The 25,097-nt window shown below is 36.6% G+C and carries 23 protein-coding genes and 1 other annotated feature; of the genes, 19 read left to right on the top strand and 4 right to left on the bottom strand.

Translation table 11 applies throughout. The features are described 5' to 3' along the window. The first annotated feature begins 138 nt into the window (after positions 1-138). The 4 genes from sirA (at position 139) to U8D43_RS13885 (ending at position 4,721) form a co-directional block, all read left to right on the top strand. Entirely contained in the window at positions 139-576 is a 438-nt protein-coding gene (gene sirA / locus U8D43_RS13870) for a sporulation inhibitor of replication protein SirA (RefSeq protein ID WP_335871778.1), read from the top strand. Positions 577-660: 84 nt separating this feature from the next. Next, positions 661-873, top strand: a complete 213-nt coding sequence (locus U8D43_RS13875) for a YneF family protein (protein ID WP_335871779.1) — start codon at positions 661-663, stop codon at positions 871-873. Between the two features lie 299 nt (positions 874-1,172). Next, on the top strand, positions 1,173-2,921 hold the full coding sequence (locus U8D43_RS13880; RefSeq protein ID WP_335871780.1) for an ABC transporter transmembrane domain-containing protein: 1,749 nt from the start codon (positions 1,173-1,175) through the stop codon (positions 2,919-2,921). A gap of 3 nt (positions 2,922-2,924) precedes the next feature. Further along, positions 2,925-4,721 carry an ABC transporter ATP-binding protein gene (locus tag U8D43_RS13885; RefSeq protein ID WP_335871781.1) on the top strand — a complete coding sequence of 599 codons (1,797 nt, stop codon included), beginning with the start codon at positions 2,925-2,927 and terminating at the stop codon, positions 4,719-4,721. 60 nt (positions 4,722-4,781) lie between these two features. On the opposite strand, the gene U8D43_RS13890 is transcribed toward U8D43_RS13885, so the two are convergent. Then, complete coding sequence (locus U8D43_RS13890; protein ID WP_335871801.1) at positions 4,782-4,967, bottom strand: Spo0E family sporulation regulatory protein-aspartic acid phosphatase; 186 nt, start codon at positions 4,965-4,967, stop codon at positions 4,782-4,784. Positions 4,968-5,184: 217 nt separating this feature from the next. On the opposite strand from U8D43_RS13890, the gene U8D43_RS13895 reads away from it, so the two are divergent. From U8D43_RS13895 to ileS, 8 genes are all read left to right on the top strand, one after another. Further along, positions 5,185-5,889 carry a cytochrome c biogenesis CcdA family protein gene (locus tag U8D43_RS13895; RefSeq protein WP_335871782.1) on the top strand — a complete coding sequence of 235 codons (705 nt, stop codon included), beginning with the start codon at positions 5,185-5,187 and terminating at the stop codon, positions 5,887-5,889. A 131-nt stretch (positions 5,890-6,020) separates the two neighbouring features. Further along, positions 6,021-6,380: a response regulator gene (locus tag U8D43_RS13900; RefSeq protein WP_335871783.1), complete on the top strand. Its 360-nt coding sequence runs from the start codon at positions 6,021-6,023 to the stop codon at positions 6,378-6,380. A gap of 434 nt (positions 6,381-6,814) precedes the next feature. Beyond that, positions 6,815-7,276, top strand: a complete 462-nt coding sequence (locus U8D43_RS13905) for a CcdC family protein (RefSeq protein ID WP_335871784.1) — start codon at positions 6,815-6,817, stop codon at positions 7,274-7,276. Between the two features lie 140 nt (positions 7,277-7,416). Beyond that, entirely contained in the window at positions 7,417-8,220 is an 804-nt protein-coding gene (locus U8D43_RS13910; RefSeq protein WP_335871785.1) for a divergent polysaccharide deacetylase family protein, read from the top strand. An 850-nt stretch (positions 8,221-9,070) separates the two neighbouring features. Continuing rightward, the gene (locus tag U8D43_RS13915) at positions 9,071-9,487 is read left to right on the top strand and encodes a GNAT family N-acetyltransferase (protein WP_335871786.1); all 417 of its coding nucleotides are present in this window, start codon (positions 9,071-9,073) and stop codon (positions 9,485-9,487) included. A gap of 150 nt (positions 9,488-9,637) precedes the next feature. Continuing rightward, positions 9,638-10,138 (top strand): GNAT family N-acetyltransferase, encoded by a 501-nt coding sequence (locus U8D43_RS13920; protein ID WP_335871787.1) that lies wholly within the window; start codon positions 9,638-9,640, stop codon positions 10,136-10,138. Positions 10,139-10,546: 408 nt separating this feature from the next. Further along, a complete protein-coding gene (locus U8D43_RS13925) occupies positions 10,547-11,128 on the top strand; it encodes a type 1 glutamine amidotransferase family protein (RefSeq protein WP_335871788.1) in 582 nt (193 codons plus the stop codon). 568 nt (positions 11,129-11,696) lie between these two features. Beyond that, positions 11,697-11,924 (top strand) — a binding site (T-box leader). Positions 11,925-11,978: 54 nt separating this feature from the next. Continuing rightward, positions 11,979-15,068, top strand: a complete 3,090-nt coding sequence (gene ileS, locus U8D43_RS13930; RefSeq protein ID WP_335871789.1) for an isoleucine--tRNA ligase — start codon at positions 11,979-11,981, stop codon at positions 15,066-15,068. A 553-nt stretch (positions 15,069-15,621) separates the two neighbouring features. Here ileS and U8D43_RS13935 read toward each other — a convergent pair. Continuing rightward, positions 15,622-16,047: a DUF2621 domain-containing protein gene (locus tag U8D43_RS13935; protein ID WP_335871790.1), complete on the bottom strand. Its 426-nt coding sequence runs from the start codon at positions 16,045-16,047 to the stop codon at positions 15,622-15,624. A gap of 251 nt (positions 16,048-16,298) precedes the next feature. On the opposite strand from U8D43_RS13935, the gene U8D43_RS13940 reads away from it, so the two are divergent. Next, positions 16,299-16,769, top strand: a complete 471-nt coding sequence (locus U8D43_RS13940; protein WP_335871791.1) for a VanZ family protein — start codon at positions 16,299-16,301, stop codon at positions 16,767-16,769. Positions 16,770-16,819: 50 nt separating this feature from the next. Here the strand turns inward: U8D43_RS13940 and U8D43_RS13945 are convergent, their stop codons facing one another. Further along, positions 16,820-18,328 (bottom strand): glycine betaine uptake BCCT transporter, encoded by a 1,509-nt coding sequence (locus U8D43_RS13945; protein ID WP_335871792.1) that lies wholly within the window; start codon positions 18,326-18,328, stop codon positions 16,820-16,822. A gap of 308 nt (positions 18,329-18,636) precedes the next feature. On the opposite strand from U8D43_RS13945, the gene U8D43_RS13950 reads away from it, so the two are divergent. Then, entirely contained in the window at positions 18,637-19,467 is an 831-nt protein-coding gene (locus U8D43_RS13950) for an alpha/beta fold hydrolase (RefSeq protein ID WP_335871802.1), read from the top strand. A 171-nt stretch (positions 19,468-19,638) separates the two neighbouring features. Further along, complete coding sequence (gene mraY, locus U8D43_RS13955; protein ID WP_335871793.1) at positions 19,639-20,589, top strand: phospho-N-acetylmuramoyl-pentapeptide-transferase; 951 nt, start codon at positions 19,639-19,641, stop codon at positions 20,587-20,589. A 757-nt stretch (positions 20,590-21,346) separates the two neighbouring features. On the opposite strand, the gene U8D43_RS13960 is transcribed toward mraY, so the two are convergent. Continuing rightward, positions 21,347-21,814 carry a hypothetical protein gene (locus U8D43_RS13960; protein WP_335871794.1) on the bottom strand — a complete coding sequence of 156 codons (468 nt, stop codon included), beginning with the start codon at positions 21,812-21,814 and terminating at the stop codon, positions 21,347-21,349. Positions 21,815-22,634: 820 nt separating this feature from the next. Here U8D43_RS13960 and U8D43_RS13965 point away from each other — a divergent pair. From U8D43_RS13965 to U8D43_RS13980, 4 genes are all read left to right on the top strand, one after another. Next, positions 22,635-23,135: a hypothetical protein gene (locus U8D43_RS13965; RefSeq protein WP_335871795.1), complete on the top strand. Its 501-nt coding sequence runs from the start codon at positions 22,635-22,637 to the stop codon at positions 23,133-23,135. Positions 23,136-23,318: 183 nt separating this feature from the next. Next, a complete protein-coding gene (locus tag U8D43_RS13970; protein ID WP_335871796.1) occupies positions 23,319-23,837 on the top strand; it encodes a hypothetical protein in 519 nt (172 codons plus the stop codon). A gap of 565 nt (positions 23,838-24,402) precedes the next feature. Further along, positions 24,403-24,621, top strand: a complete 219-nt coding sequence (locus tag U8D43_RS13975) for a DUF1659 domain-containing protein (RefSeq protein WP_335871797.1) — start codon at positions 24,403-24,405, stop codon at positions 24,619-24,621. A gap of 42 nt (positions 24,622-24,663) precedes the next feature. Continuing rightward, positions 24,664-24,882 (top strand): DUF2922 domain-containing protein, encoded by a 219-nt coding sequence (locus U8D43_RS13980; RefSeq protein WP_335871798.1) that lies wholly within the window; start codon positions 24,664-24,666, stop codon positions 24,880-24,882. The last annotated feature ends 215 nt before the right edge of the window (positions 24,883-25,097 follow it).

Here is a 25,097-nt window from a genome sequence, read left to right on the forward strand (position 1 = left end):
TGTAGCCAGATAGTCATTTAAAGATTAAACGACTGATTTCCACAAAACTAGTGCAGATTTTCATCAACATTCAACACCCTCCTTGCCTAACTATTTCTATAATAAGAAGAAAGTAGAGTTAGAAAGGGTGAGAATTTAATGCGCAATTATTATGTTTATTGGATTGAAGATGAAGTTGCCGCACATTTTTATGGTAGAGAACGATTGTTTTTTAGTCTTTTTCAAGATCACAATAATGCTACAAATGTGCTGAAACAAATTCTTCATCAACAGATAACGTATATTTCTAAGCCTCTACCTTATCTGCCTACCCATCGATTCATTCAAAATAGTCTACAGAAAAGAAATCTACTATTTACGAAATACCACTACACCATCGAATATCCAGAGAACAAGAGTGGGGCGTGTTTAGAAATTTATGAACGCTATTTCTTGATTCGATCCTGGGGCGAGTATGACGCAGAAGCAGTATTTTTTGATATATTAAAGAAATTTGAGGGTAGACTGCTAGCGATAGACTTGGATCTTGAGCGATATGGTTGGATTAAACCAATAAAAGCGAGAAAGTTCGTATAATAGAGGAAAATCGACCAGAAGTATTGTATAATACTAAAGGGTTTAGTACACTTTGATAGAGACAACATGAAGGAGGAAGGTTTAATGTTCCCTTATATTTTGGTCGGCTTACTAGCATTACTTGCTGGAGCTGCGATTGGTTTCTTTGTTGCTCGTAAATACATGATGAGCTATTTAAAAAAGAATCCACCTATTAATGAACAAATGCTTCGTATGATGATGATGCAGATGGGTCAAAAGCCATCGCAGAAAAAAATCAATCAAATGATGAATGCTATGAACAAACAAATGAAATAAAACTCAAAAAGCACTTCAGAAGTGCTTTTTTTGTTGCTTAAAATGTTGTCCTAGGAAATTCATGAACAGAGAGTGTATTGAAGATTTGAAAACCACACCTCCTTTAGTGTCTAAAAATTAGTGAGGGAACTGCAAGATGGAACAGTCATATTTCTGGACGTATCCCATTTTCTAATAAAGAATCACATTAAAGATGAGAGTAGTTTTTTGAATTGTGTGAGATGCTTTTATATTCGAAATATATTTGATAAACTAGTTGAAGGTTAATATTCTATCTGAAGAGAAAAGGGGGCATCTAGATGAGTATTTTTAAAGAACTCATGTGGTTTTTTAAACAAGAGAAAAAGGCATATGGTATTGGTATTTTCTTGTTGATGTTTGTTGCCATGCTGGAATTAGTGCCACCTAAAATTATTGGCCTAATTGTAGACGCTATCAACAAAGGGGAATTAACAGTAAATTCTTTATTAATCTGGAGTGGGATATTAATTGTTACATCTTTAACGATGTATCTACTACGATATCAATGGAGAATTCGCATCTTTGGTTCTGCCGTTAAGCTCTCTCGTCAGTTGCGAAACAAGTTGTATCAACACTTCACGGAAATGTCGTCTTCTTTTTACCAAAAAAGAAGAACTGGAGATTTGATGGCCCATGCAACGAATGATTTGTCGGCGATTCAACAAACCGCCGGAGCCGGTATTTTAACTTTGGTTGATTCCTTGGCGACGGGAGGGTTTGTCATCATTGCCATGGCGGCCACTATTAGTTGGAAACTAACTTTAATTGCATTAATTCCAATGCCTATTATGGCCTTTTTAACCAATTATTACGGAACACTCTTACATAAGCGTTTTCATAAAGCACAAGAAGCTTTTTCATCCTTGAATGATAAAACGCAAGAGAGCATTAGTGGGGTAAAAGTTATTAAAACGTTCGGGCAGGAGGAAGAAGATATTGAATCCTTCCGCAAACAGTCTGAAGAAGTCGTGAATAAAAATATTGCCGTTGCAAAAATTGATTCCTTGTTTGATCCTACTATCTCGATAATTGTAGGTCTTTCCTTCTTCTTATCCATCGTTTTCGGTGCACGCTATGTCGTAAATGGCGAACTAACGATTGGAGAACTTGTGTCATTCACCACTTATTTAGGGTTACTTATCTGGCCAATGCTCGCGTTTGGTTGGCTTTTTAATATTGTCGAACGGGGAAGAGCATCTTATGACCGGGTTTCAAAATTATTGAGTGCGACAAGAGATATAGATGACAAAGAGAATGCCATTACGACGCAACCTACAGGCGATATTAGCTATAGCATTGATTCTTTTACGTATATGAATGAACCAAAACCAGTTTTAGAAAATATTCATTTTTCGCTAAAGCAAGGAGAAACGCTCGGGATTGTTGGGAAAACAGGCTCTGGAAAAACGACACTTCTCAAATTATTAATTAGAGAATTCCAAGGCTACAAGGGGAAGATTATGTTTGGAAATTACCCTATAGATGAATATGCATTAGAGAGTTTACGTAAGTCGGTTGGTTATGTTCCGCAAGATCATTTCCTATTTTCCACGACTATTGCAGAGAATATTGCCTTTACTGATCCAAGTACACCGCAAGAAGAGATTGAAGCAGCAGCAGCCCTTGCTCACATTAATGATGATATTAAAGGATTTACTTATGGTTATCAAACTGTGGTTGGAGAAAGAGGGGTTTCTCTCTCTGGTGGACAAAAACAGCGAATCTCTATTGCTCGCGCATTATTAATGAATTCAGAAGTCCTGATGCTAGACGATTCCCTTAGTGCAGTTGATGCAAAAACCGAAGAATTAATTTTGCAATCGCTGAAAGAAAACCGTTCTGGAAAAACGACTTTTATAACGTCTCATCGATTAAGCGCTATACAACATGCTAATCTCATACTGGTTCTCCATGAAGGAAGAATAGTTGAACGTGGCACTCATGAAGAATTAATGGAGAGGCATGGATACTATCATGAAATGTACGTACGACAACAATTAGAAGAACTTGTAGAGCATGGAGGTTAAGGTATGGAAGAAAAAACAAAAACAATGTCTTCAATAGAGCAGCGTAAAGTCCTAAAGCGTCTCTTGAAGTATACGAGCCCACATAAAAAAGCGATAGCCATTGCCTTCTCGCTCTTAATCTTAACGACTATTGGAGATGTAGTGGGTCCAATCCTAGTGAAAATTTTTATTGATGACTACTTAACACCGCAAACATTTCCGTTTCAGCCAATGCTTCTTCTAGGAGGAGCCTATGTCGGCATTTTAGTATTAAATATTTTTATTTCGTATTTTCAGTTGTTGAAATTTCAAGAAATCGCATTAAAAATTATTCAACAACTTCGGATTGATGTTTTTAGCAAAGTCCAATCGCTCGGTATGCGTTATTTTGATAAAACACCTGCTGGTAGCATTGTATCGAGAGTGACCAATGATACCGAGGCGATCAAAGACATGTTCGTCAGTGTCCTTGTTTCCTTTATTCAAAGTGGCTTCTTATTAATAGGTATTTTTATCGCAATGTTTTCACTCGATGTGAAGCTTGCATTCTTTTGTCTTTTTTTACTCCCGATTATTTTTGTCATAATGAAAACTTATCGGAAATTAAGTTCAGTGTTTTACCAGGATATGAGGGAGCGTTTAAGTCAGTTGAATGCGAAATTAAGTGAGTCGATTCAAGGTATGAGTATGATTCAGGCCCTGCGACAAGAGAAGAGACTTCGGAGTGAATTTGAAAAAATTAACGAAGAGCATTTTAGTTCGGGAATGAAAAACATCAAATTAGATGGTTTGTTACTACGACCAGCAATGAGAGTAGTCTATGTTTTTGCTCTTGTGCTAGTTTTGAATTTCTTTGGAATAACAAGCCTAACTAACACAATTGAAATCGGCGTTTTATACGCATTTATTAATTATTTAGATCGCTTTTTTGAACCGATAAATCAAGTCATGATGCGTTTATCGTTATTTCAGCAAGCCATTGTGTCAGCGTCTAGGGTGTTTAAACTATTAGACGATCAAGAGCTTACTCCAGCACAAGTTGAGCAAAATAACCCTTCTATTGGAAAAGGAGAAATTGAATTTCGCAATGTAAGTTTTTCATACGACGGAGAACAAGATGTACTGAAAAATATTTCATTTACTGCTAAACCGGGAGAAACTGTCGCGTTAGTTGGACATACCGGGAGTGGGAAAAGTTCGATTATCAATGTCATGATGAGATTTTATGAATTTGAACGTGGAGAAGTTTTAATTGATGGTGAATCAATTAAGAACTATCAAATGAATGAAATTCGTGAAAAGCTAGGTCTTGTTTTACAAGATCCATTTCTGTTCTATGGGACGATAGCGGATAATATTCGTCTGCATAATGAAAACATTGATGATGATGCGGTAAGAGAAGCGGTAGAATTTGTCCAAGCACATACGTTTATTGAAAGACTACCAGGTAAATATCAACAAAAGGTAGAAGAGAGAGGATCAACATTCTCAAGTGGACAACGTCAATTAATCGCTTTTGCTCGAACAATGGCAGCTGCTCCAAAAATACTTGTTTTAGACGAGGCGACTGCCAACATCGATACAGAAACAGAGGAAGCAATTCAAGAAGCTCTAGAGAAAATGAGAAGAGGACGTACCACAATAGCAATTGCTCACCGACTTTCCACTATTCAAGATGCTGATCAAATTTTAGTGCTGCACCATGGTGAAATTATTGAAAGAGGAACACATCAAGAATTACTAGGTATCAAGGGTTTATATTATAAAATGTATTTACTTCAGAATGGATTAGTGGATTCAATGGAAGATTTAATAGGTTGAATAATCAGCCCGCATCATAGATGCGGGCTGATTTAGGAATTGAGTATTCTTGGAAAAAAATCAAATGAGGACAGATTGTTTCGGTGGCAATTTTTTTATGTATAAGTGGTTATAATGATTTAATAGGTCGTCTAATTCTTGACTATACTGAATGGCTATGGAAGAATTCAGACCATTTTCTGAAACAATTTTGAAAAGCTCTAGACGTTTAAGTTCAATTTGATCAAGCAATGCAGATTTATCCACGGGCAATAGTCCTTTCCACGTTCAAATACCTGTTCTAAAAAAATAGCATTTCTAATATATTCTTAAGATATGCTTTGATTATACCAAAAAATTGAAAAAAATACAAAAAGAAGAGGAATTTGCTTTGACACAAATTATACAAATTTTATAATCGTAATTTCCGATAGATTGTTTGTTACAATAGGGGGACATTGATAAATAGGAGTTGTTTGGTCGTATGGAATTAAATGTTTTATTAGCGTTTGGAGCAGGGTTTTTGAGTTTTATTTCTCCATGCGTGCTACCTTTGTATCCAGCATTTTTATCTTATATTACAGGGATGAGTGTAAGCGAACTAAAAGAAGAGAATGGAATGATGCAGAAAAAAAGCATGCTTCATACATTATTCTTTTTGCTAGGGTTTTCATCCATTTTTATTGCACTTGGATTTGGAACATCTTTAGTTGGAAACTTTTTTATTAATTATCAGGATATCATCCGCCAGGTGGGTGCGATCTTTATCTTTATTTTTGGATTAATGATTGTCGGGCTCTTTAATCCCGATTTTTTAATGAAAGATCGCCGTTTTGAGTTTAAAAATCGCCCATCAGGATTTGTAGGCTCTTTCCTTATTGGAATGGCCTTTGCCGCTGGATGGACCCCATGTACAGGACCTATTTTAGGAGGCGTTCTCTCGTTAGCCATAGACGAGCCGTCTTCTGCTATGTATCTTATGGTTGCTTATATACTAGGGTTTGGAATCCCATTTTTTACACTGGCGTTCTTTATCAGTAAAATGAATTGGATCAAAAAATATAGTGTTAAAATAGTGAAAATTGGTGGGTATTTGATGATTGCCATGGGTGTACTTCTCTTTTTTAATGGACTTGAATTGATAATCCGTTTTGTCTCGATTCCGTTCGGAGGATTCCAAGGGTTCTAAAACGATTGGCCAAAATGGACTTGCAATTAAACATTATGTTTTTTCGTTGAAGTACGGGTTGAAACAGTGGTATAGTTAAAAGAAAGCAAAACTGACACAAATGACCGTACGTGGATATAGGAGGAGCAACAGTGGCGAGGGTACTTATTGTAGACGATGCAAAATTTATGAGATTGACACTAAGTAATATGCTGAAAAAAGGAAATATTGAAGTGGTTGGCGAAGCAGAAAATGGTCGTCAAGCCATTGAATTATACCAAGAGCTAAAACCAGATGTTGTCACAATGGATATCACAATGCCTGAAATGAGCGGCTTAGAAGCTTTAAAAGTGATTATTTCTGATTTTCCTGATGCCAAAATTATTATGTGTTCTGCAATGGGACAACAAAAAATGGTGGTAGAGGCGATTGAAGCTGGAGCGAAAGATTTCATCGTAAAACCATTTGATGAAACAAGAGTAAACGAGGCAATTAGAAGAGTTAATCACTAATTTGTCACGGTCAGATTTTTGAGAGATAAATCCAATTTGCATTTTTGTTGATGGAATTTGGCCTCAAGATATTGGTAGGGCATTACCTAACAAATTGTAAAGGTGTTTTATCTTCTTATTCTTGAAGACATATCTTGTTTTACTGAGTAGATATTTTAGCTACTACAACCTCATACAATATCCAATGATCCACAAACGAGAATGTTTTTGAGACTTGAACTTGTCCATATATTGTTTTGCGTATTTCAGATTTTAAACTTCAGAAGCTATACTGTATATGACTTCACTTTCAACCCATACCTGAAGGAGTGGGCTTTCTTGTTCGGGAAATCTGTAAGAATAGTCGTTTGGGTGGACGCCTAAATGGCTTATTTCATCTTTGTTTTTAAGTGTTATTATATAACACCAACATTAAAGTTTAAAGGGTGACCAACTTGATTTATGTTTCTTCGGCAGTGGCTATATTTATGGGCTTTTTCGTTTTATTTGTGCGCATGAAAGCAAGCAAAAAGCCTGTTAATGCCAAAAAAATCATCTTACCTCCAGTATTTATGAGTACAGGAGCTCTCATGTTTCTTATCCCATTTTTTAGAGTTGAATCTGTAAAAATTTTAGAAGCTCTAATTGTAGGGATGATTTTTTCAATACTATTGATTAAGACATCAAAATTTGAAGTGAAAGAAAAAAATGTCTACTTGCAACGTTCAAAAGCGTTTGCGTTTATTCTAATTGGACTTTTACTACTTCGTCTTATCTTTAAATCGTATTTAAGTACGAGCATTGATTATGGTGAATTGAGTGGTATGTTCTGGATTCTAGCGTTTGGAATGATTGTTCCTTGGCGGGTCGCAATGTATGTTCAATACCAAAAATTAGTGAAGAGCGAAGGACTATAATTGGATAATAGCTGAATTAGAATGGTTAAAACAAGTGAGACGTCCAACTTTTGTTGGCGTTTTTTTTGTGATAAAAACGAAATGTTTTCCTCATATAACGATCATCTTAGAGCACAATAAGACAAAAAGAGGGTCAGCCTATGAAGAGAATATTATGTTTTCTAATGTTGATGATGGTGTTTGTAATTGGCAGTGAAACAATAATCTATGCTAAAATTGCTTCTCCTGAAATACAGATTAGTAAGAATAAATCACTCGCTATTGTGATTGACGACTTTGGAAATGACATGAAAGGTACGAATGAAATGCTTCATTTACCGATGACACTCACAGTTGCGATTATGCCTCTAATGGGAACAACGGTTAAAGATGCAGAACTTGCTCACAGTTTAGGTCATGAAGTGATTGTACATTTACCTCTTGAGCCGAACAAAGGGAAAAGGAGCTGGCTCGGACCAGGGGCCATCACGACCGATCTTTCAGACGATGAGATACGACAGCGAGTCGAACAAGCCATTGATTCTGTCCCTCATGCTGTAGGAATGAATCATCATATGGGATCAAAAGCTTCTGCAGATGAACGCGTGATGAAAATAATATTGACGGTTTGTCGTGATAGAGGGTTGTATTATTTAGATAGCCGAACGACGCCGAAAAGTGTGATTCCAGCCCTTGCAACCGAACTTGGTGTACCTTTTTTAGAAAATGAATTATTTTTTGATGATGTTTATACTGTGAAACATATGACTAAACAAGCGGATTTATTAGTTAGGAAGCTAAAGAATGATGAACAAATTATCGCAATTGGTCACGTGGGGATCGCAGGGAATAAAATGGTGGATGTGTTAAAAGAATATATTCCACTCTATAAGGACGAAGCCAATACGGTACCATTATCAGATTTGATACCTGAGTTTGAAATGGTGAATGAGAGATTAGAGTAAGCAGGAGTAAGGGTATAAGGACCTGCATAGTCAGTCAAATTTCAGTGTTGACTCAAAAAAATTCAATTTGCTATGAATGAAGGGAGGGTCATTTAAGTATTGTTCAAGAGATGCTGCTCTCACATACTTGGTTATTAAGAGATTTATTGATGATGCAGAATCGATCGCTTTAATTGTTTAGAACGGAAAGATATTGGAATGGTTCGATTTGTAGATAATTTTTGATTTACAGGGAAGACAATGAATTACGCAGAGCAAAACGAGTATAAAATCCCACAGATTTTGCACTCGTTTTTTTGAAGTTTAAATATTAATTTTAAAAAGGGGTACGTGATTTTTATTATTGACTCTTTTCGTTTACTTTTCTTAATTTAGACTAATTTTAGATAGAATCCTCCTTTTGCTGGTGATTACATCAAAAATAGACGAAAAGATGCCTTGAAACAAGCCGATATCATTGTTTACTGACTGGATAGAAAAATGAAAAATTTTGCGGAACAGCCTGATTGAAGACTACTAAACTATTCATGATTTCAATACAGTCACGGCACTATTTTTGTCCATCAATATCATAGTTTGAAAGGGTAGTATCATTAGAGATTCAGTCAGATTACCAGACTAGATAAGCTTTGCTGCCAATATATCATTAACGTGAATGAACAACAAGTAGGCGATTTATCCTCTACGATTCTTGTTCTCTAACTCTTAAATGTCTGTAATTAAAGGATTTCTACAACACTATATAGAAAGAGTAATTAGCTACTTATATGGGGTGATAAACATGGAAAAAAGCATTAAGAGCCAACAATATATTTGATCTGAATATTATAAAAAATAAGGAGTTTTTTATATGAAACAAAAATATATGATGGTTGATCGCCCACCAACCGTTCACGAATATATTAATTTATGTAAGTCTGTTGGGTGGGGGAATATGAATTTTGAATTTGCTGAGGAGGCAATCGGTAATTCAGTCTATGCAACCGTAATCACTCTTGGAGAAGAAGTGGTTGGGATGGCAAGAATTATTGGTGATGGAAAGATGTATTTTTATTTTCAAGACATAGCTGTCTCACCAGACCATCAGAATAGAGGGTTAGGAAAAAGGTTGATCGACCAACTTTTTACTTACCTCAAAAAGAATGCACCTAGTCCTGCATTTATTGGGTTGTTTTCAACGGATGAAGGGTATGCTTTGTACGAAAAATATGGATTTCAAGTTCCGAGTGATATGAAGGGGATGTATAGACTAACACCGGTTGAATGAGGAATGGAGAATTTTCTGCTTTTCCTATTTTTTAGGGGTGTGTCGTCCCTATATTTATTTTGGGATTAGAGCAGAGGGCAATCTTATGTTTTTTGTCAAGAACGACTCAAGTATAGTTGATATTAACCATGTATACAGAGGTGAATTTAAATGAACATAAGAACAAAAAGGTTATTAATACGGGATTTTGAATCCACAGATTGGGAAGCAGTCTATGAATACTTGTCGGATGGAGTTGTAATGAAATATATGCCTGAAGGGGTTCTGACGAAAGAGGGTGTAAAAGAGTTTGTAAATAACAACATCGGTGAACAGGCTGAAAAATTTCCCGTTATCGAACTCAGCAGTAATACTCTTATTGGACATATGATTTTTCATAAATATTTCGGAGATCATACTTATGAGGTTGGGTGGGTATTTAATCCTAATTACCATCAAAGAGGATATGCTACTGAAGCTGCTAAAGCCATTTTAGATTTTGGTTTCAAGAAAATGAATTTACATAGAATAATTGCTACATGTCAACCTGAAAATATTCCGTCGTATCGAGTGATGGAGAATGCTGGAATGAGAAGAGAAGGCTATTTTAAGAAATGTATTCCAAATGGGAATGAATGGTGGGACGAGTATTATTACTCTATTTTAGAATAAGAGTGTGGATAGATTAATCAAACCAATATTTATTCCGTTAAATGTGTAGGTTTCGTTGTATTTCTTGGACAATTTTTAATGCGAAAGCCATATCAAAGGGAGTGATTTATCTTGAACTAGTTTAAATAACAATAATATATACGAATAGAGTTATAATCATTTAGAACCACTTAAATAGGGGGGATTTACATTATGAAACGAGTGATGTCAAAATGTTCTTCTCTCTAATAAGCAGTAGGAGAATGTATTGATGGTGTGTTTTCTGTAAGTGAAGCATTTTTTTGATTGCTTTTTTCGAAAAGTATGTTGCTTTTCGTTTTAGTTGATTATCTATTAACATTTGTAGACTAGTTAAAAAGAAACAGCATTTGCGGGAGAAAATCTTCAAGAAATATGGGGGACATGCTCATGAAAAAAGTGTTAGTTTTTATTACAGATGGCTTTGCCGATTGGGAAGCAAGTTATGTGTCGGCAGAGATAAATAAATCAGGAACGGGATATCAAGTTCAGACAATCGCTATTGACAAGCATCCAAAAATTTCAATGGGTGGATTGACGGTTCTTCCGAATTATAGTTTAAAAGAATTTCCCTATGATTTAACATTCGCAATGCTGATTATTCCAGGTGGAACTGGATGGAGGGAAGAAAAAAATCATCAGGCTAAGGAGCTTGTGGATTATTGTTTTGAAAAAGACATCCCGGTTGCAGCAATTTGTGATGCAACCACCTTTTTAGGAAATCAAGGATATCTTGACCATTATAAACATACAGGTAATTCGTTGCCATATTTAAAAGAAGGGGCACCTAATTATTTAGGGGATGAAAATTATTTAAATGTACAATCCATTTGTGATGACTGTCTAATCACAGCTAATGGAAGTGGAGCACTAGAATTTTCAAGAGATATTTTACGTAAATTGGATGTTTTAGAAGGCTCAGAACTAAATGAATGGTACGATTTATTTAAAAAAGGGTTCGTTAAAAGTTAGGTTTAGAGATATTTTGGTGAGCTTGAATGAAAAACAGTCTAGCAAATATTTGTCAATACTGTTGTAAAATAACTTGGATGTATAGGGGTTTACTAGAGAGAGATTTAGGGACTCATTTTTAAGTGTATCTGGAATTCTAGCCTTTAAAAAAGAAAATCATTTTCTATCATTTTTTTATGATTCCTTTTTTTTACATTGGTTTCGTACAAAAGCCCCCCGAATCCTACACTTTAGCAGAATATAAAGGGCTGAGATAAGAAGCGTTCTTTGCGAAAGGCTCTTTTCGCCTACTTTGTTGCTGTAACATACAAAAAAGGATGGAAACACTCTTTTCTTTCCTCATTTCGGGTTAACAATGATCCGAAAAGATGCCCGAAGTCATTCTTCATCACGAATTGAGGTCTAATTCGAAAAGCCACAAACTTTGAGAAAACAGCCTTGAGAAAATAGCTTATACAATAGAATGAAATTATCATTTTTGATTTGAAATAATTATTTTTAAATTTTTCAAATTATACTTTGACATTTAGATTAGTTTCATTGTATCATATTGGGAATTAACTATTTATTTTATTCAATGACGAGAAGAGTAAGCTATAATCCGTGTCTATAGAGAGTCGCTGATAGCTGAAAATGCGACGTCACATTAAAGCTGAAAATCATCTCCGAGAAGTTTTCCTGAGAAAGGTTTTATGTAGGGGGAACCGGTAGACGGCCGTTATCCGTTTTGATAGCCAAGCGCCGTGAGAAAGAGCACGGAATATGGGTGGTACCGCGGATTCAATCCGTCCCTGTTTTTATACAGGGACGGATTTTTTATTTGTAAATAAAGGGATAAGAGGTGATTTTAATGAAGAAAGTCAATACGAAAGAAGCCGCTTTAGATCGTGAAAATAGAATCAAAAAGTTTTGGAAGTCTGAAAATATATTCAACCGTTCCATCGAAAATCGGAACGGAGCAGAAACATTTGTATTTTATGAGGGACCTCCAACGGCAAATGGATTGCCCCACGCAGGTCATGTGCTAGGTCGAGTCATTAAGGATTTTGTTGCACGCTATAAGACGATGAATGGTTATCAAGTGTTACGAAAGGGTGGCTGGGATACGCACGGATTACCTGTTGAGCTTGAAGTTGAAAAACAACTTGGTATTTCAGGGAAGCAAGAAATTGAAGAATATGGGGTTGAAAAGTTCATTGAGGAATGTAAAATCAGCGTATTTAACTATGAAAAACAGTGGAGAGAATTTACGGAATCCATCGGTTATTGGCTAGACATGGAGGACCCTTATGTAACACTTGAAAATCGCTATATCGAAAGTGTCTGGTATATATTAAGTAATCTTCATAATCGGGGATTATTGTATAAAGGTCACCGTGTTACGCCCTATTGCCCAAGCTGTCAAACGACTTTGAGCTCCCATGAAGTAGCTCAAGGTTATAAGGATGTTAAAGATCTTTCAGCAACTGCAAAATTCAAATTAGTGGATAAAGAAAATGAGTATTTCTTAGGGTGGACAACAACACCTTGGACTTTACCTGCAAATGTAACGCTAGCTGTAAATCCTGATCTCACTTATATTAGAGCTAAAAAGGGTGAGGATGTCTATATTGTTTCGGAGGCGTTAGCAGAAAAGAACCTTGGAGAAGACTTTGAAGTGATTTCTTCTCATAAAGGAAGTGATTTTAAAGGAATTGCATATCAAGCACCCTTTCCATTCATTAAACCAGATAGAGGTCACTTTGTTGTAGAGGCGGATTTCGTAAACGCAGAAAGTGGAACGGGAATCGTACACATCGCTCCAGCCTATGGAGAAGATGATTATGATTTAGTCAAACATCATAATCTATCGTTCTTTAATGTTGTGGATAGTCAGGGGCGTTACACAGTGGATGTACCTCTTCTTGCAGGTCGTTTTGTGAAAGACTGTGATGTGGATATAGTAAAATATTTAGCGAATGAAGGACTTCTATTTCAAAAAGAAAAGTATGAACACAGCTATCCCTATTGTTGGCGTTGTGATTCTCCGCTCCTTTACTATGCGATTGAAAGTTGGTTTATCAAGACGACTGAATTAAAAGATCAATTTCTCAAAAATAATCAGGAAGTAGAGTGGTACCCTTCTCATATTAAAGAGGGCCGATTTGGAAACTTTTTAGAAAATATGGTCGACTGGAATATAGGTCGAAGTCGGTACTGGGGGACACCATTGCCTGTGTGGATTTGTGATTCTTGTGAACATCAATACGCCCCGAAAAGTCAGGCGGATCTGAAAGAAAAAGCGATTGGTGATATTGGAGATGTCGAGCTTCATAAACCGTACGTTGATCGCGTTTATTTAAGCTGTGAAAAGTGTGAAGGAACAATGAAGCGTGTTCCGGAAGTGATTGACGTTTGGTTTGATAGTGGGTCAATGCCGTTTGCCCAGCATCATTATCCATTTGAAAATAAAGATCAATTTGAAAAACAATTCCCTGCAGATGTCATCTGTGAAGGAGTTGACCAAACACGAGGCTGGTTTTATAGCTTGCTGGCTGTTTCGACGCTTTTTACAGGCAAGGTCCCCTACAAGCGTGTCTTGTCAACAGGACATATCTTGGATGAAGAAGGCCGTAAAATGTCCAAAAGCAAAGGGAACGCGTTGAACCCCATGGATCTTGTTGAAAAATTCGGCGCCGATGCTTTCCGCTGGGCGTTACTTGCTGACAGTGCCCCTTGGAATAATAAGCGATTTTCTGAACGTGTTGTGATAGAAGCAAAATCGAAAATAATCGATACGCTTGTAAATACACATGGTTTTTATACTCTCTATGCAAACATAGACGGATATCGATTCGATAAAGATGTAGTTGGCGAGAAAACGCTGCTTGATCAATGGGTACTAGCGCGATTAAATAGTGTAACAGCTATCGTTAGCGAAGCATTGGACGATTATGACTTTACCAAAGCTGCGAAAGCGCTAGAAAAATATGTTGATGAAATCAGTAACTGGTACATTCGTCGTTCTCGAGATCGTTTTTGGAAAGAAGGCATGTCAGAAACTAAAAAAGCAGCTTATCATACCCTACATGAAGTGCTTGTGAGGTTAAGTCAGCTCTTAGCACCTTTTATCCCATTTCTTGCTGAAGATATCCATTATAATTTAACAGGTGAAAGTGTCCACCTTGCTCATTTTCCTAAAATCAAACCTAGCGAAGTGGATTCACAATTAGAGCAAGAAATGGAGGCTGTCCTACAAGTAGTCGAATTAGCTCGTGGTGTCCGTAATGCAGAAGCAATTAAGACAAAGCAGCCGCTTTCTGAATTAGTCGTCATTCCAGTTGATCAGGAAAAAGGGAAAGCACTTGATAAATATTCTAGTATTATTAGAGATGAAATCAACGTGAAGAATTTGTTAGTAAAACAATCTTCAGACGATCTTGTTCGATATGATGTAAAACTTAACTTTAGAGCGGCGGGGCCTGTTCTTGGGAAAAACATCGGAGCGGTGAAAGGATATTTACAAAGTCTATCGGATGAGGAAGCGGCAAAGGTTGTTCTAGACCAAAAAGTAATAGTTCCTACTGTAAACGGTCAAATTGAAGTAACGTCGGACCTGCTGAATATCGAACGTGTGGCAGAAACTGGGTTATCTATGGGGTCTAATCAAGACTTTCATGTTGTTTTAGATACAGTAATTTCGGAAGAACTTCGTTTAGAAGGAGTGGCTCGGGAAGTGATTCGAGTAATCCAAGATGAACGTAAACAACAGGATTTACCGATTGACCTACGTGTAGACATAGTTCTTGATGGGGACGAAGATGTGAAAAAAGCTATCGCTCAAAATGAAGGTATAATTCGTGAAAATGTGCTGGTGAAAAAGCTAGATGTCGGATCATATGAGAATATGAAAGAGATTGAATTCGGAAAAAATCGAGTGAAGGTATCCATTGTTAGATAAAGTTTAAAATAGTTAGGTACCGATAACTAGACGATGTAAAGTTATTCATGCTGAAATTCCTTACCCATAAAGGAGGATAGCAGATTAAGGAAGAATCCTTTCTCAGCTATCCCTCTTTTAGCGTTAGGTTGGAAAACAAAACGTGGGTAGGAGGTTAAAGAGGATGAAAAAAACAGCTTTGTTACTGGAACTGTTCGAAACAATTCTAACTCAAATATAGATTGAATAAAGTACTTAATTGGCATTTGATGAATTGCTAGTTCCTAATCCATTCCTTCGATAAGGTTCTTAATAATGGGTTAAGTCTCGAAAAAAAGCTCAGAGCCATCACTCTGAGCTTTTTTAGGTGTTATTTACTAAGGGATATAATTCTGTGAACTCAAACGATAGATTGTCCATCATATAAAATTCAATGAAGATAAAAGTACTTCTAATTCCATTTATTGTTCCTTTTTCTTCTTTTTCGTCTTCCATAACCACAAGGCAAAGATAGAAAACATTAAATAGAGTATGATCGGGATGACTAAGATAGCGGTCATGAATTCACGTCCTTTTAAAATAAGTGCTGATATGGAGAGACATCGATGTGCATTTCTTTTAGCTTCTTCCGCAAAAACTTATGATCTCGTTTAGGTGTAGCTAAGATATACCCTCTAATTACTTGCTCTTGAGAGATTGACGGGCTTTTCTCTTCTAGGGCAAGTTCACCAATTTTACCTGCGATTTTTTGTCGTGCGACGTCTCGAAATAATTCGGGTACAGGACTAACTAATTCTTCGAGTAACGACTTTTGATCCGGATTCCATAAATCAATGGATTCATTTACATAATGTTCTTGCCAATCGAGAATCGATTTTCCGTCTTCTTTTGGCATTCTTTTTAGGAATTTTCGAAACATGAAATAGCCACCGATGGCAAAGAGCGAAATGAGGATGACACCCCATAATAAAATAAATAATAAAAACCAACCTTCAAGCATTGAAATCACTCCATTTTATCGTCCATTTTCCAATTATCCCTTAAGTGAAGCCTCGTTCTCACTGTGGGAAGTTCCATTTTATTATAGAGTACTACCTTTAGAGTGACAAGGGATACTCACTCTATAAAAAGGGTCAAGTAATTTACACAGTTGCTTAGCTTTTATAGTAGAAGTAAATGGATGATTCAAACTCTCTTTTTTTTGAACGAAATATCATGTAATCTAGATAAGGTGGAGGAGGAAATAATACGATGAAACCATATCTGCGAATGAGTCTATATCTATTCTTTATTGGTTATTTAGCACTATTGTTTTATTTGCTCTATTTTTCGCAATACCGTTCATATATTCTGTCGTTACAAGATCGTCAATTGAATATCGTCCCCTTGCGAACCATTATTGCTTACTTTACAACGTTTGGACCTTTGCATCCAAAAATGGTAATGGATAATTTTTTTGGCAATGTATTGGCTTTCGCCCCTTTTGGTTTGCTCGTTCCTCTAATATGGAAGAGGATGCGGGGTCTAAGAAAGGTGTTGTTTCTGTCGGGTGCTTTTTCCCTTGTCATTGAAATCTTACAATATGTATCGAGGGTGGGCGCGGGTGATGTGGACGATGTTTTTTTAAATACTTTAGGTGGAATTCTTGGCTATGGTTGTTTCAAGATTGCGATTGGGATGGTTAGCAACAAGAAGAGGATGTTTATCTTGGGGGAAGAATGAGAAAACATCCCTTTTTAAAAGAAAGGGATGTTTTTGAAAAGGAAGACCTCTTACAAATTGCGACTTTTTCCAGGATCACGTTTTTTAGGAGGCATTTCTCTTTTGAATTCTTTTAGGACGCCAAATGACATAGCAATTAACACAAAAGTGAGTGGAAAAGCGCTTACGATAATGGCGGTTTGCATCGCTGCTAATCCGCCAGATCGCAAGAGGACAATGGCAGAGGCTGACAGGAATAATCCCCAAATTACCTTTACGAAAATGGGCGGGTTTAAGCTGCCATTTGTTGTCTGCATCCCTAAGACAAAGGTACCTGAATCGGCAGATGTGACAAAAAACGTTGTAATTAATGTCAGGGTCACAATGACCAACAGACCGGTCATTGGGAGCATTTCATAAAGGTAGAATAGGCCGGTTTCAAGAGGTTGAGCAGCAATATTCGTGCCTTCGAAATAATCGAAGAAGATAGCTGTTCCACCAAAAACGGCAAACCAAAAGGCACAAACGAGTGTTGGTATGATAAGAACGGCCACCACAAACTCTCTTACGGTACGTCCTTTTGACACCCTTGCAATGAAAGTACCGACAAACGGTGCCCACGCAATCCACCAAGCCCAGTAGAAGATCGTCCAATCTTTTATCCATGAGGCTCTCTCTTCATAAAAAGGAGCCAAGCGTAAACCCATACTTGGGAGGTTCTGGACATAATCACCCAGTGAGGTTGTAAATAAATCCAAGACGAATTTAGTTGGACCTAGAATTAAGAAGACTACAAGCAAGATAACAGCAAGAATCAAGTTCGCGTTACTTAAGTACTTTATTCCTTTTTGAATACCGGTTCCAGCGGATAAGATAAATAATAATGTGACAATACCAATAATAATCAATTGAACGGTAAAGTTAGTTGGAATATTGGTAACATAACTGAGTCCACTATTAATCTGAGCAGCGCCTAATCCAAGCGATGCCGCAATTCCGAATATGGTGGCAAATACCGCTACCACGTCGACGAGAACCCCGATTGGACCTTTTGCTCGATCACCGATTAGTGGAATTAAGGTAATGCTCAATAATCCTGGCAATCCTTTTCGAAACTTATAATAAGCTAGAATTAAAGCAATGGTTGCATAGATTGCCCATGCATGAAATCCCCAGTGAAGATAAGTGTATCGCAAGGCAATTCTCGCAGCTTCAGGCGTCCCCCCTTCACCAATAGGTGGGTTAGCAAAATGAGAAATCGGTTCCGAGACACCGAAAAATAATAGCCCAATCCCCATTCCTGCGCTAAAAAGCATCGCAAACCAAGTGGCACGTTTGAACTCTGGTTTATCCTCATCCTTTCCTAGCTTGATCTTTCCATATTTACTAAATATTAAGTAAAGCGCGAAGATTAGAAAGAACGTAGCAGAGAGTTGGTAAAACCAGCCAAATGTATCTAAAAAATAGGCTTTCGTTGAACTCATCACTTCTCCTAAATAGGTGGGACTGATTACCCCCCAACCCACAAACGCACTTGCGATTACGATTGATATCCAAAATACTTTTGTTGTTTTTTCCATTTATCCACCTCGCCAGATCCCTATTGTTCTCTACTGTTAGTATGCTTCCCAGAAGAGGAGAAAACTATGAGCTTAGTACGATGACTCTCAGTGATTCTCCTTTCGAATGTTTTTTACAATTTCTTGAGAAAGATTGTATAATGATAAATAAATTGAAAGATTCAGTTATTTTTTTTGAAAGAGACTACTGTCTGTCTTAATTGGATTTCAACTGAATAAAATAAGGAGTGAGATCACTGCAACAGTTGATTGCTTTATCAAAAGGTACGCTTGAAATTGTTACAAAGGGATCAGTTGGGCCCACCATTGTGATTCTCCCTGGTATGTTTTCCTCCATCTACGAGTGGTACCCATTGATCAATCGCATAAGTGAATTTGCAAGGGTGATTGCTGTTCATAGAAAAGGTCTTGGAAAAAGCGACAAGGGGGAGGAGGAACCTTCCACGATGGAAACAGTTAAAGATTTAAAGGAATTACTTCGGTTTTTGCAGATTAATCAAAAAGTGTTTTTCATAGGTCATTCCTACGGTGGTCTAATTATTCAAGATTTTATTTCAACTTATCCTGAACAGGTCAAAGGGGTTCTTTTAGTAGATAGTTCCTCTGTAGAGATGGATCGATTAGATGAGTTAGTGCTTCCTGTGATGGATGAGGAGAGTAGTGATGAAGCGTGGATCGATTATTGTCGAAAACAAGCCAGTTTTACAACGGAGGAATTAAAGGAACAAAATGCGTTGATATTAACACAAGATCAAAAGCACTATCCTTTAGAAATTCAGCAAGAACTTCTTTCATTTCCATGTTCCCCCATATTGTATGAAGTAATGGCTCAAGAAGTTGAAAATTGGAGAGAAGATGCAAATAGAATCAAAAGGAAGCAAACTGTCCTTCGATTTCCCGTCATCGCGTTAGGGAGAGACCGAAAATATTGCCAACAAAAATTAGTCAAAGCAGGAATTCCTGAGGATGAAGCACGTTCTTTTGAAGAGATGTGGGAGAAGTTGATTGAAGACCAGGCCAATATATCACAAATAGGAAGCTGTTTTTTTTTGAGAGATACGACACATCTGATGTGGAAAGAGAAACCAGAGGAAATCATTCATTTTATTAGGCTGTTATCGCATACTTTGTTGCTGTAGCATACAAAAAAGGATGGAAACACTCTATTCTTCCCTCATTTCGGATTAAAAATGTTGCCCGAAGTCATTCTTCATCACGAATTGAGGGCTAATTCGAAAAGCCACAATCTTTGCGAAAAAAGCCTTTATTAAAGAGTTGCTTCACTATTAATATTTTGAAGGAGTTTTTTCGTGGTACAGTTCATCTTACCCGCTATTTTGTCTTTTATATTAATCAGCTCGTTGTCCCCGTTTCTTATATTCATACTAAAGAAGTGGAACCTTATCCAACCCATTCGAGATGAATTACCAGAAGATCAGCAAGAAAAGAGGGGCACACCATTAATGTTAGGGCTTGTTTTTTTTATCGGCACATTCATATCTGTCCTATTTTCACCCACTCTTATTATGATTTACCTTGTGAGTATCTTTGTTTTATTTGGGAGTATTGGGTTTGCAGATGATTGGTGGAAAGCATCCAAACAAAATCCTGCAGGAATTTCAGGAAAAACAAAGTTGATTCTTCAATTTGGACTAACAATCACTTTTTTGTTGATTGCCCTATTAGGAATGGAGTTGCCAGAGTCAATTAACATCACGGATTCAATCGAGTTAAACATGCCTTTGTATATTTATTTAAGCGTGATCTCGCTTTATATCGTCGGTACCACGAACGCCATAAATTTTACTGATGGTATGGACGGGCTATTAGGAATGGTGGCCATCCCCTCCTATTTTTTCTTTTTCTTTATTTCTGACAGTTCTGAAGTGCAGCTGTTCAGTATAGTGATGGGGGTCTCATTAGTGGGGTTTCTTATATATAATATTTATCCTGCAAAAGCTTTTATGGGAGATACGGGTTCGATGGCAATAGGAGGTTCGTTAGCCTTTCTTGCAGTCATTGAGAAAGTAGAAGTTCTCATTCCACTTCTATTTTTTGTGTACTTGGCTGAGCAGCTCTCTGTCATTGTCCAAGTTTTTATTTTTAAAAAAACAGGAAAACGCCTTTTTAGGATGACACCAATCCACTATCACTTTAGTCTTAAGTATGGATGGACAGAAAATGTGATTGTGGTTCTATTTACGGTAGTATCATGGATATGTATGGGCCTTTCCCTACTATATTTCACATTGATGATGTAGATCTGGAGGAAGAAAATATGTTGCGAGCCTATTTAACCAGAACTCGTTATCCTTAGTAGATGAGATAAAGAAACAGCTTATTATTAGGTCAGTTTTTTTATAGTAGCAAACATTAAAGAAGAATGACCGGATTGAGCATACAGTGAAAACTAACAATTCAAAGCGCTCATTAAATATGTGCCATTCATCAGAATAATTCTATAGACTTTTTTCTTTTGCCAAGCTCAAGGAAAATACTACTTTCCATAATATGTATATTTAAATATTATTTAAAGGAGAATTTATCAGTATATACATACACTATATTCTTGTCTTATCATGGCTACTCAAAAACTGTCATTCAGGTGATTTAGAAGCCAATGATCCTCCATTTCATGTGTCATTGGCTTCTTATTTCCGTGTGTGGATTAAAAAATTTGATAAATATAAAATCAGTCATTTTTTATGGTCACGTTTTGAAAATGATCTCTACACCTATATATTGTTGCTTTTGCTTAAAAATCCGGCTCTTGGATTACAAATTTTTCATTTAACCAAAAGGAAGATGGGATTTGTCTGGCAAATTGAAAAAGAGGGGGGTGTTAGATTACAAAAGTACATTTTTAAGTAGTTGAAAAATAAAAAAAACCTAATTGGAATCTTTCATGAGAGTCGTCTATTTTTATTCCAGAATGGTGATGAGATAATAGAAGGATATCGTTGATAATCTGATATTAGGATCAAAAGTAAATAACAATCGCTAATAGGGGATAAAAAGTCAATCTTGCTCATTGAATCCAACTTTATCCTGCCATTTTTGATACCCATAAATAATAACAGCTAAAACCATCATGATTAGAAAGATACCAAAAGGGCTCATTCTATCTAATTCGTAGATCCCTATTCTTATTAAAATGTTCAAACCAATGAAAGCATAGACACTATCGATGAGTCCATTACTAATGATGTAAATTAAAAAAGATTTATCGAAGACAAAATGGAAAATCCATATAGTTCCAGGTATGAAAACTCCATAAGTTAAAGGGAAGCTTGTGATTTCTCCCCAAGGTACGAGCTTTTCTTGGACGATCCACCACTGAAAAACATACCCCATTTCAAAGACCATGGTTACTAAGAGGGAGGCTAAAATTGCAACTGGCATAAATCGCCTTACAGATTCCCTCTTACATAAAAATAATGATAACCAAGGAATCACTACCATCAGATATAAAACTACTTTAGCCATACAGAATCCTCCCTTATTAATTCTTTAAGTCTCTTTTCGAGAACTATGTTGCGCCTAGCACGTAGATAAAACAAACAATATGGTTATTTCGAGTTGTTCTTAATCGAAAAGCCACAACTATTGCGTAAACCGCCTTCTTTAAAAAAGGTTGTTTTCGCAAAGATTGTTGCTTTTCGAACCAGTCTATAAATGGTGATATCGCTTTGTTTCGGGCATCATTTCGTCTATTTTTGATGGGAATCAACAGTGAAATGGGTGATTTAATCAAAAATCAGATGAAATAGCCACAATATATACGAAAAGATCCTTAAAAAAAGACCTGAATGTATGAGGAAATAAGCTAGACATTGCTTAATAAATGTCTATTTCCTCTTGGAATCTTTTAGAGAGAATTTCCATAGTATGTTGGGTGAATATAGTGATTGGTACTAAAAATATTTTCCTCTCTTATTCGAATTTGCTGAAATATTTGCTAGGAAAAGGCAGAACGTGATGATGTTTTTCAATCCTAAATAAGGAAGGCGTTCGATTTAGAATCGGCATCAATTTAACTGAAAAAAGTAAGTGATTTTGAGAAAGTTTAGTGTGGCTATACTGATTTTTTAGATGGAGAGACTTGAGTAATTCTCCACCTTCAACTTTTGATCAAGTTCACGGCTGAAGGAATTAGGAATAAACCTATTTGTTTTTTCGTCCTCAGCAATAGATGCTTTTATTTAAGTTTGGTCAATTCGTAAGCAAATATTCTATTCAAATAATATCAACTCAGCTATTGAGGCATATTAAACAGAAATAGGCAGTCAGGAAAGCAGGGAAGATGATGAATAAAATGAGACTCTTAGTTTCGGTAGTAGTGCTTCTCTTAATGACAGGGTGTCAGTTATTAGAGAAAAATCAAATTAGAGAGGAGATCAATAAGTATATTGAATCTATGAATGAAGTGGTAGGGAGGTTAGATTTAGAAGAACAAAAATACAAATCGAAATACGTAGACGAAGAAGATAATGACAAAGCATTTGCGTATATAGAAGAAGAATATATTCCAGCTTATAAACAGGCAATAAAGGATATCGAGTCTATACAGTTAAAAGAAGAAGCACTTATAGACACTCAAAAGCTTATCGTTCAAGCCTACAATCTAAATATTAAAGCAGTGAAAATTGACCGTGAAGCATACTTAACTGGGGAAGAGGAACTATCTTTACAATATGATGAGATCGTCACTGAAATGGAAGCACTCTATGAGAAACATGATCAATCCATTAAAGAGATTGGAGAAAAGAATGGCGTTGACATTGTGTTTGAAGAGGAGAAAGGGTAAGTGAATAGTAGAATATTCATTATTTTAAAAAAATTTAAACTTTCGTGAAACCACGAATAACTTCTTTACCCATAGGGAATCTAATGGTACGATACATTACGGTCCTACTTCATATAAAAAGAAAGCGATTACGAAAAAGACCGTTTTAAGTTAGTAGTACATACAAAGAAGGGATGATTACGAATGAAAAAATTATGGTGGTTAGCCATTGCAGCACTAATAATCGTGGTTGCGGGTTGTGGAAGTAACGAAGCAGAAAGCGAAAAAACAGGTGAAGAAACAAAACAGACAGATGAAAAAGCAGTTAAGAGTGCATTGATGGATACTTATTTAAATTTAATCGTAACTGTAAATGGTTCGGATATTTCCCTAAATGAATTTGAAGGATCTATGGAAACGCTTGAAGGGGAAGAACTTCAAACGGCAAAAGCCGCAGCCGTTGACTCCGCAGCTCAATCAGCAGAAGCTGTTCGTTCGATAGATCTATCTGATGAGCTAGGAGAACATAAAGAGGATATTCAATCAGCTCTAGATACATTAGTTGATTCTTATGAGCTAAAAGCTGAAGAACTGAAAAAAGAAGGCGAAATGTCATTAGACGAGGCAAATGCTAAATTTACTGAAGCAGATGAGAAAATTGCTAACACTTTAGAAGCGGTTGGCCTATCTCGCTCAAGTATTGAAAAAGAACTGAACGGTTAATAAAAAGAGCTCTTTTTGCATACCTTGTTGTGCTAGCAAATAAAACCTGATGGCATAAGATTACTGATCTCTTATCCATCAATAATTAACCTCTAGGGCTAATAGAGACAATCTTTATGAAAGGCTCTTTTCGTATACATTGTGGCTATTTCATCTGATTTTTGACTAAATCCTCCATTTCACTCTTGATTTTCATCAAAAATAGACGAAATGATGCCCGAAACAAAGCTAAATCATAGATTATAAACTAATACGAAAAGCCACAATCTTTGCGAGAACAGCCTTATGAAAACTGCAATAATAAAAAAACCTGAAGCAATTAGCTTCAGGTTTTTTTATTAAATTTTTCAGGAAAATATAATTTCTGATTAAAGGGTGGTTTCGGTGACATCTGTTCAAATGGATTTGAACAAAATTTATTGCAAAAATAAAGGGTTCCCTCTATTCTCCCGAGTTTGGAGGGGGTGATAGAATGGTCTTCTAAGTTTAACCGGAAAACGAGCTCGTTAGGGTGTCTTTTCTCTTTTCCTAATTCCTATATAAAAGGGGAAAGGAGGTGTTGAAGATGGCGACAGCTGATTTGAAAGATTCTCGCTTACGTCTTGAATTTGATCATGGTGTAGACGGGGAAGGAAAGCCGGTTTTTAAAGGGAAATCCTACAGTAACATTCGTTTGGATGCGACGCCAGATGAGATTTATGCATCTGTACAAGCTATTGCAGGCTTAAGTTCAAAATCCCTTTACAATGTAGAGAAAAATGATGCTTATGACATCAACGAATAAGGGGGTTCAACAGCAAAGATAACTTAGAAAGGGGGAATGGATATGGCTAAATCATTAGAGCTTCAATTCGTAACGGATGAAGGAAAAACCGCTCGTCTAACATTAGATGACCCAAATGAGCCAGTGAATGAAACGGAAGTGAAGCAAGCGATGGAGATAATGATTGCGAATAATGTGTTTCAAAGCACTTCAGGCCAATTTGTTGCTGTCAAAGGCGCGCGATTACTTGAGCGAAATGTGACGGACATTACGATTGAATAAATTTGGATGAAACGGACAGTGTCAGTCTTCAATGCTGACACTGTTTTTCATCTAAGCTCTTTTCGTGATCTAGCTGCAGTGGCTTGAGGCTCGGGGTCAAATGAATAACTCTCCAGTGATGCAGGCATCACCTCCGAGCTCTTCATTTGCCTGTCGCCTCAGGGCAGCCACTTCCGCTTTTCATGATCCAGCTGCAGTGGCTTGAGGCTCGGGGT

Origin of the sequence: Bacillus sp. 2205SS5-2 (assembly GCF_037024155.1) — a bacterium.
Lineage (GTDB): Bacteria > Bacillota > Bacilli > Bacillales > Bacillaceae_K > Bacillus_CI.

Bases quoted from the DNA above. Each gene is read 5' to 3' on its own strand.
- sirA (WP_335871778.1), top strand. From the start codon at position 139: ATGCGCAATTATTATGTTTATTGGATTGAAGATGAAGTTGCCGCACAT.
- U8D43_RS13875 (WP_335871779.1), top strand. From the start codon at position 661: ATGTTCCCTTATATTTTGGTCGGCTTACTAGCATTACTTGCTGGAGCT.
- U8D43_RS13880 (WP_335871780.1), top strand. From the start codon at position 1,173: ATGAGTATTTTTAAAGAACTCATGTGGTTTTTTAAACAAGAGAAAAAG.
- U8D43_RS13885 (WP_335871781.1), top strand. From the start codon at position 2,925: ATGGAAGAAAAAACAAAAACAATGTCTTCAATAGAGCAGCGTAAAGTC.
- U8D43_RS13895 (WP_335871782.1), top strand. From the start codon at position 5,185: ATGGAATTAAATGTTTTATTAGCGTTTGGAGCAGGGTTTTTGAGTTTT.
- U8D43_RS13910 (WP_335871785.1), top strand. From the start codon at position 7,417: ATGAAGAGAATATTATGTTTTCTAATGTTGATGATGGTGTTTGTAATT.
- U8D43_RS13915 (WP_335871786.1), top strand. From the start codon at position 9,071: ATGAAACAAAAATATATGATGGTTGATCGCCCACCAACCGTTCACGAA.
- U8D43_RS13920 (WP_335871787.1), top strand. From the start codon at position 9,638: ATGAACATAAGAACAAAAAGGTTATTAATACGGGATTTTGAATCCACA.
- U8D43_RS13925 (WP_335871788.1), top strand. From the start codon at position 10,547: ATGAAAAAAGTGTTAGTTTTTATTACAGATGGCTTTGCCGATTGGGAA.
- ileS (WP_335871789.1), top strand. From the start codon at position 11,979: ATGAAGAAAGTCAATACGAAAGAAGCCGCTTTAGATCGTGAAAATAGA.
- U8D43_RS13935 (WP_335871790.1), bottom strand. From the start codon at position 16,047: ATGCTTGAAGGTTGGTTTTTATTATTTATTTTATTATGGGGTGTCATC.
- U8D43_RS13940 (WP_335871791.1), top strand. From the start codon at position 16,299: ATGAAACCATATCTGCGAATGAGTCTATATCTATTCTTTATTGGTTAT.
- U8D43_RS13945 (WP_335871792.1), bottom strand. From the start codon at position 18,328: ATGGAAAAAACAACAAAAGTATTTTGGATATCAATCGTAATCGCAAGT.
- U8D43_RS13960 (WP_335871794.1), bottom strand. From the start codon at position 21,814: ATGGCTAAAGTAGTTTTATATCTGATGGTAGTGATTCCTTGGTTATCA.
- U8D43_RS13965 (WP_335871795.1), top strand. From the start codon at position 22,635: ATGAATAAAATGAGACTCTTAGTTTCGGTAGTAGTGCTTCTCTTAATG.
- U8D43_RS13970 (WP_335871796.1), top strand. From the start codon at position 23,319: ATGAAAAAATTATGGTGGTTAGCCATTGCAGCACTAATAATCGTGGTT.
- U8D43_RS13975 (WP_335871797.1), top strand. From the start codon at position 24,403: ATGGCGACAGCTGATTTGAAAGATTCTCGCTTACGTCTTGAATTTGAT.
- U8D43_RS13980 (WP_335871798.1), top strand. From the start codon at position 24,664: ATGGCTAAATCATTAGAGCTTCAATTCGTAACGGATGAAGGAAAAACC.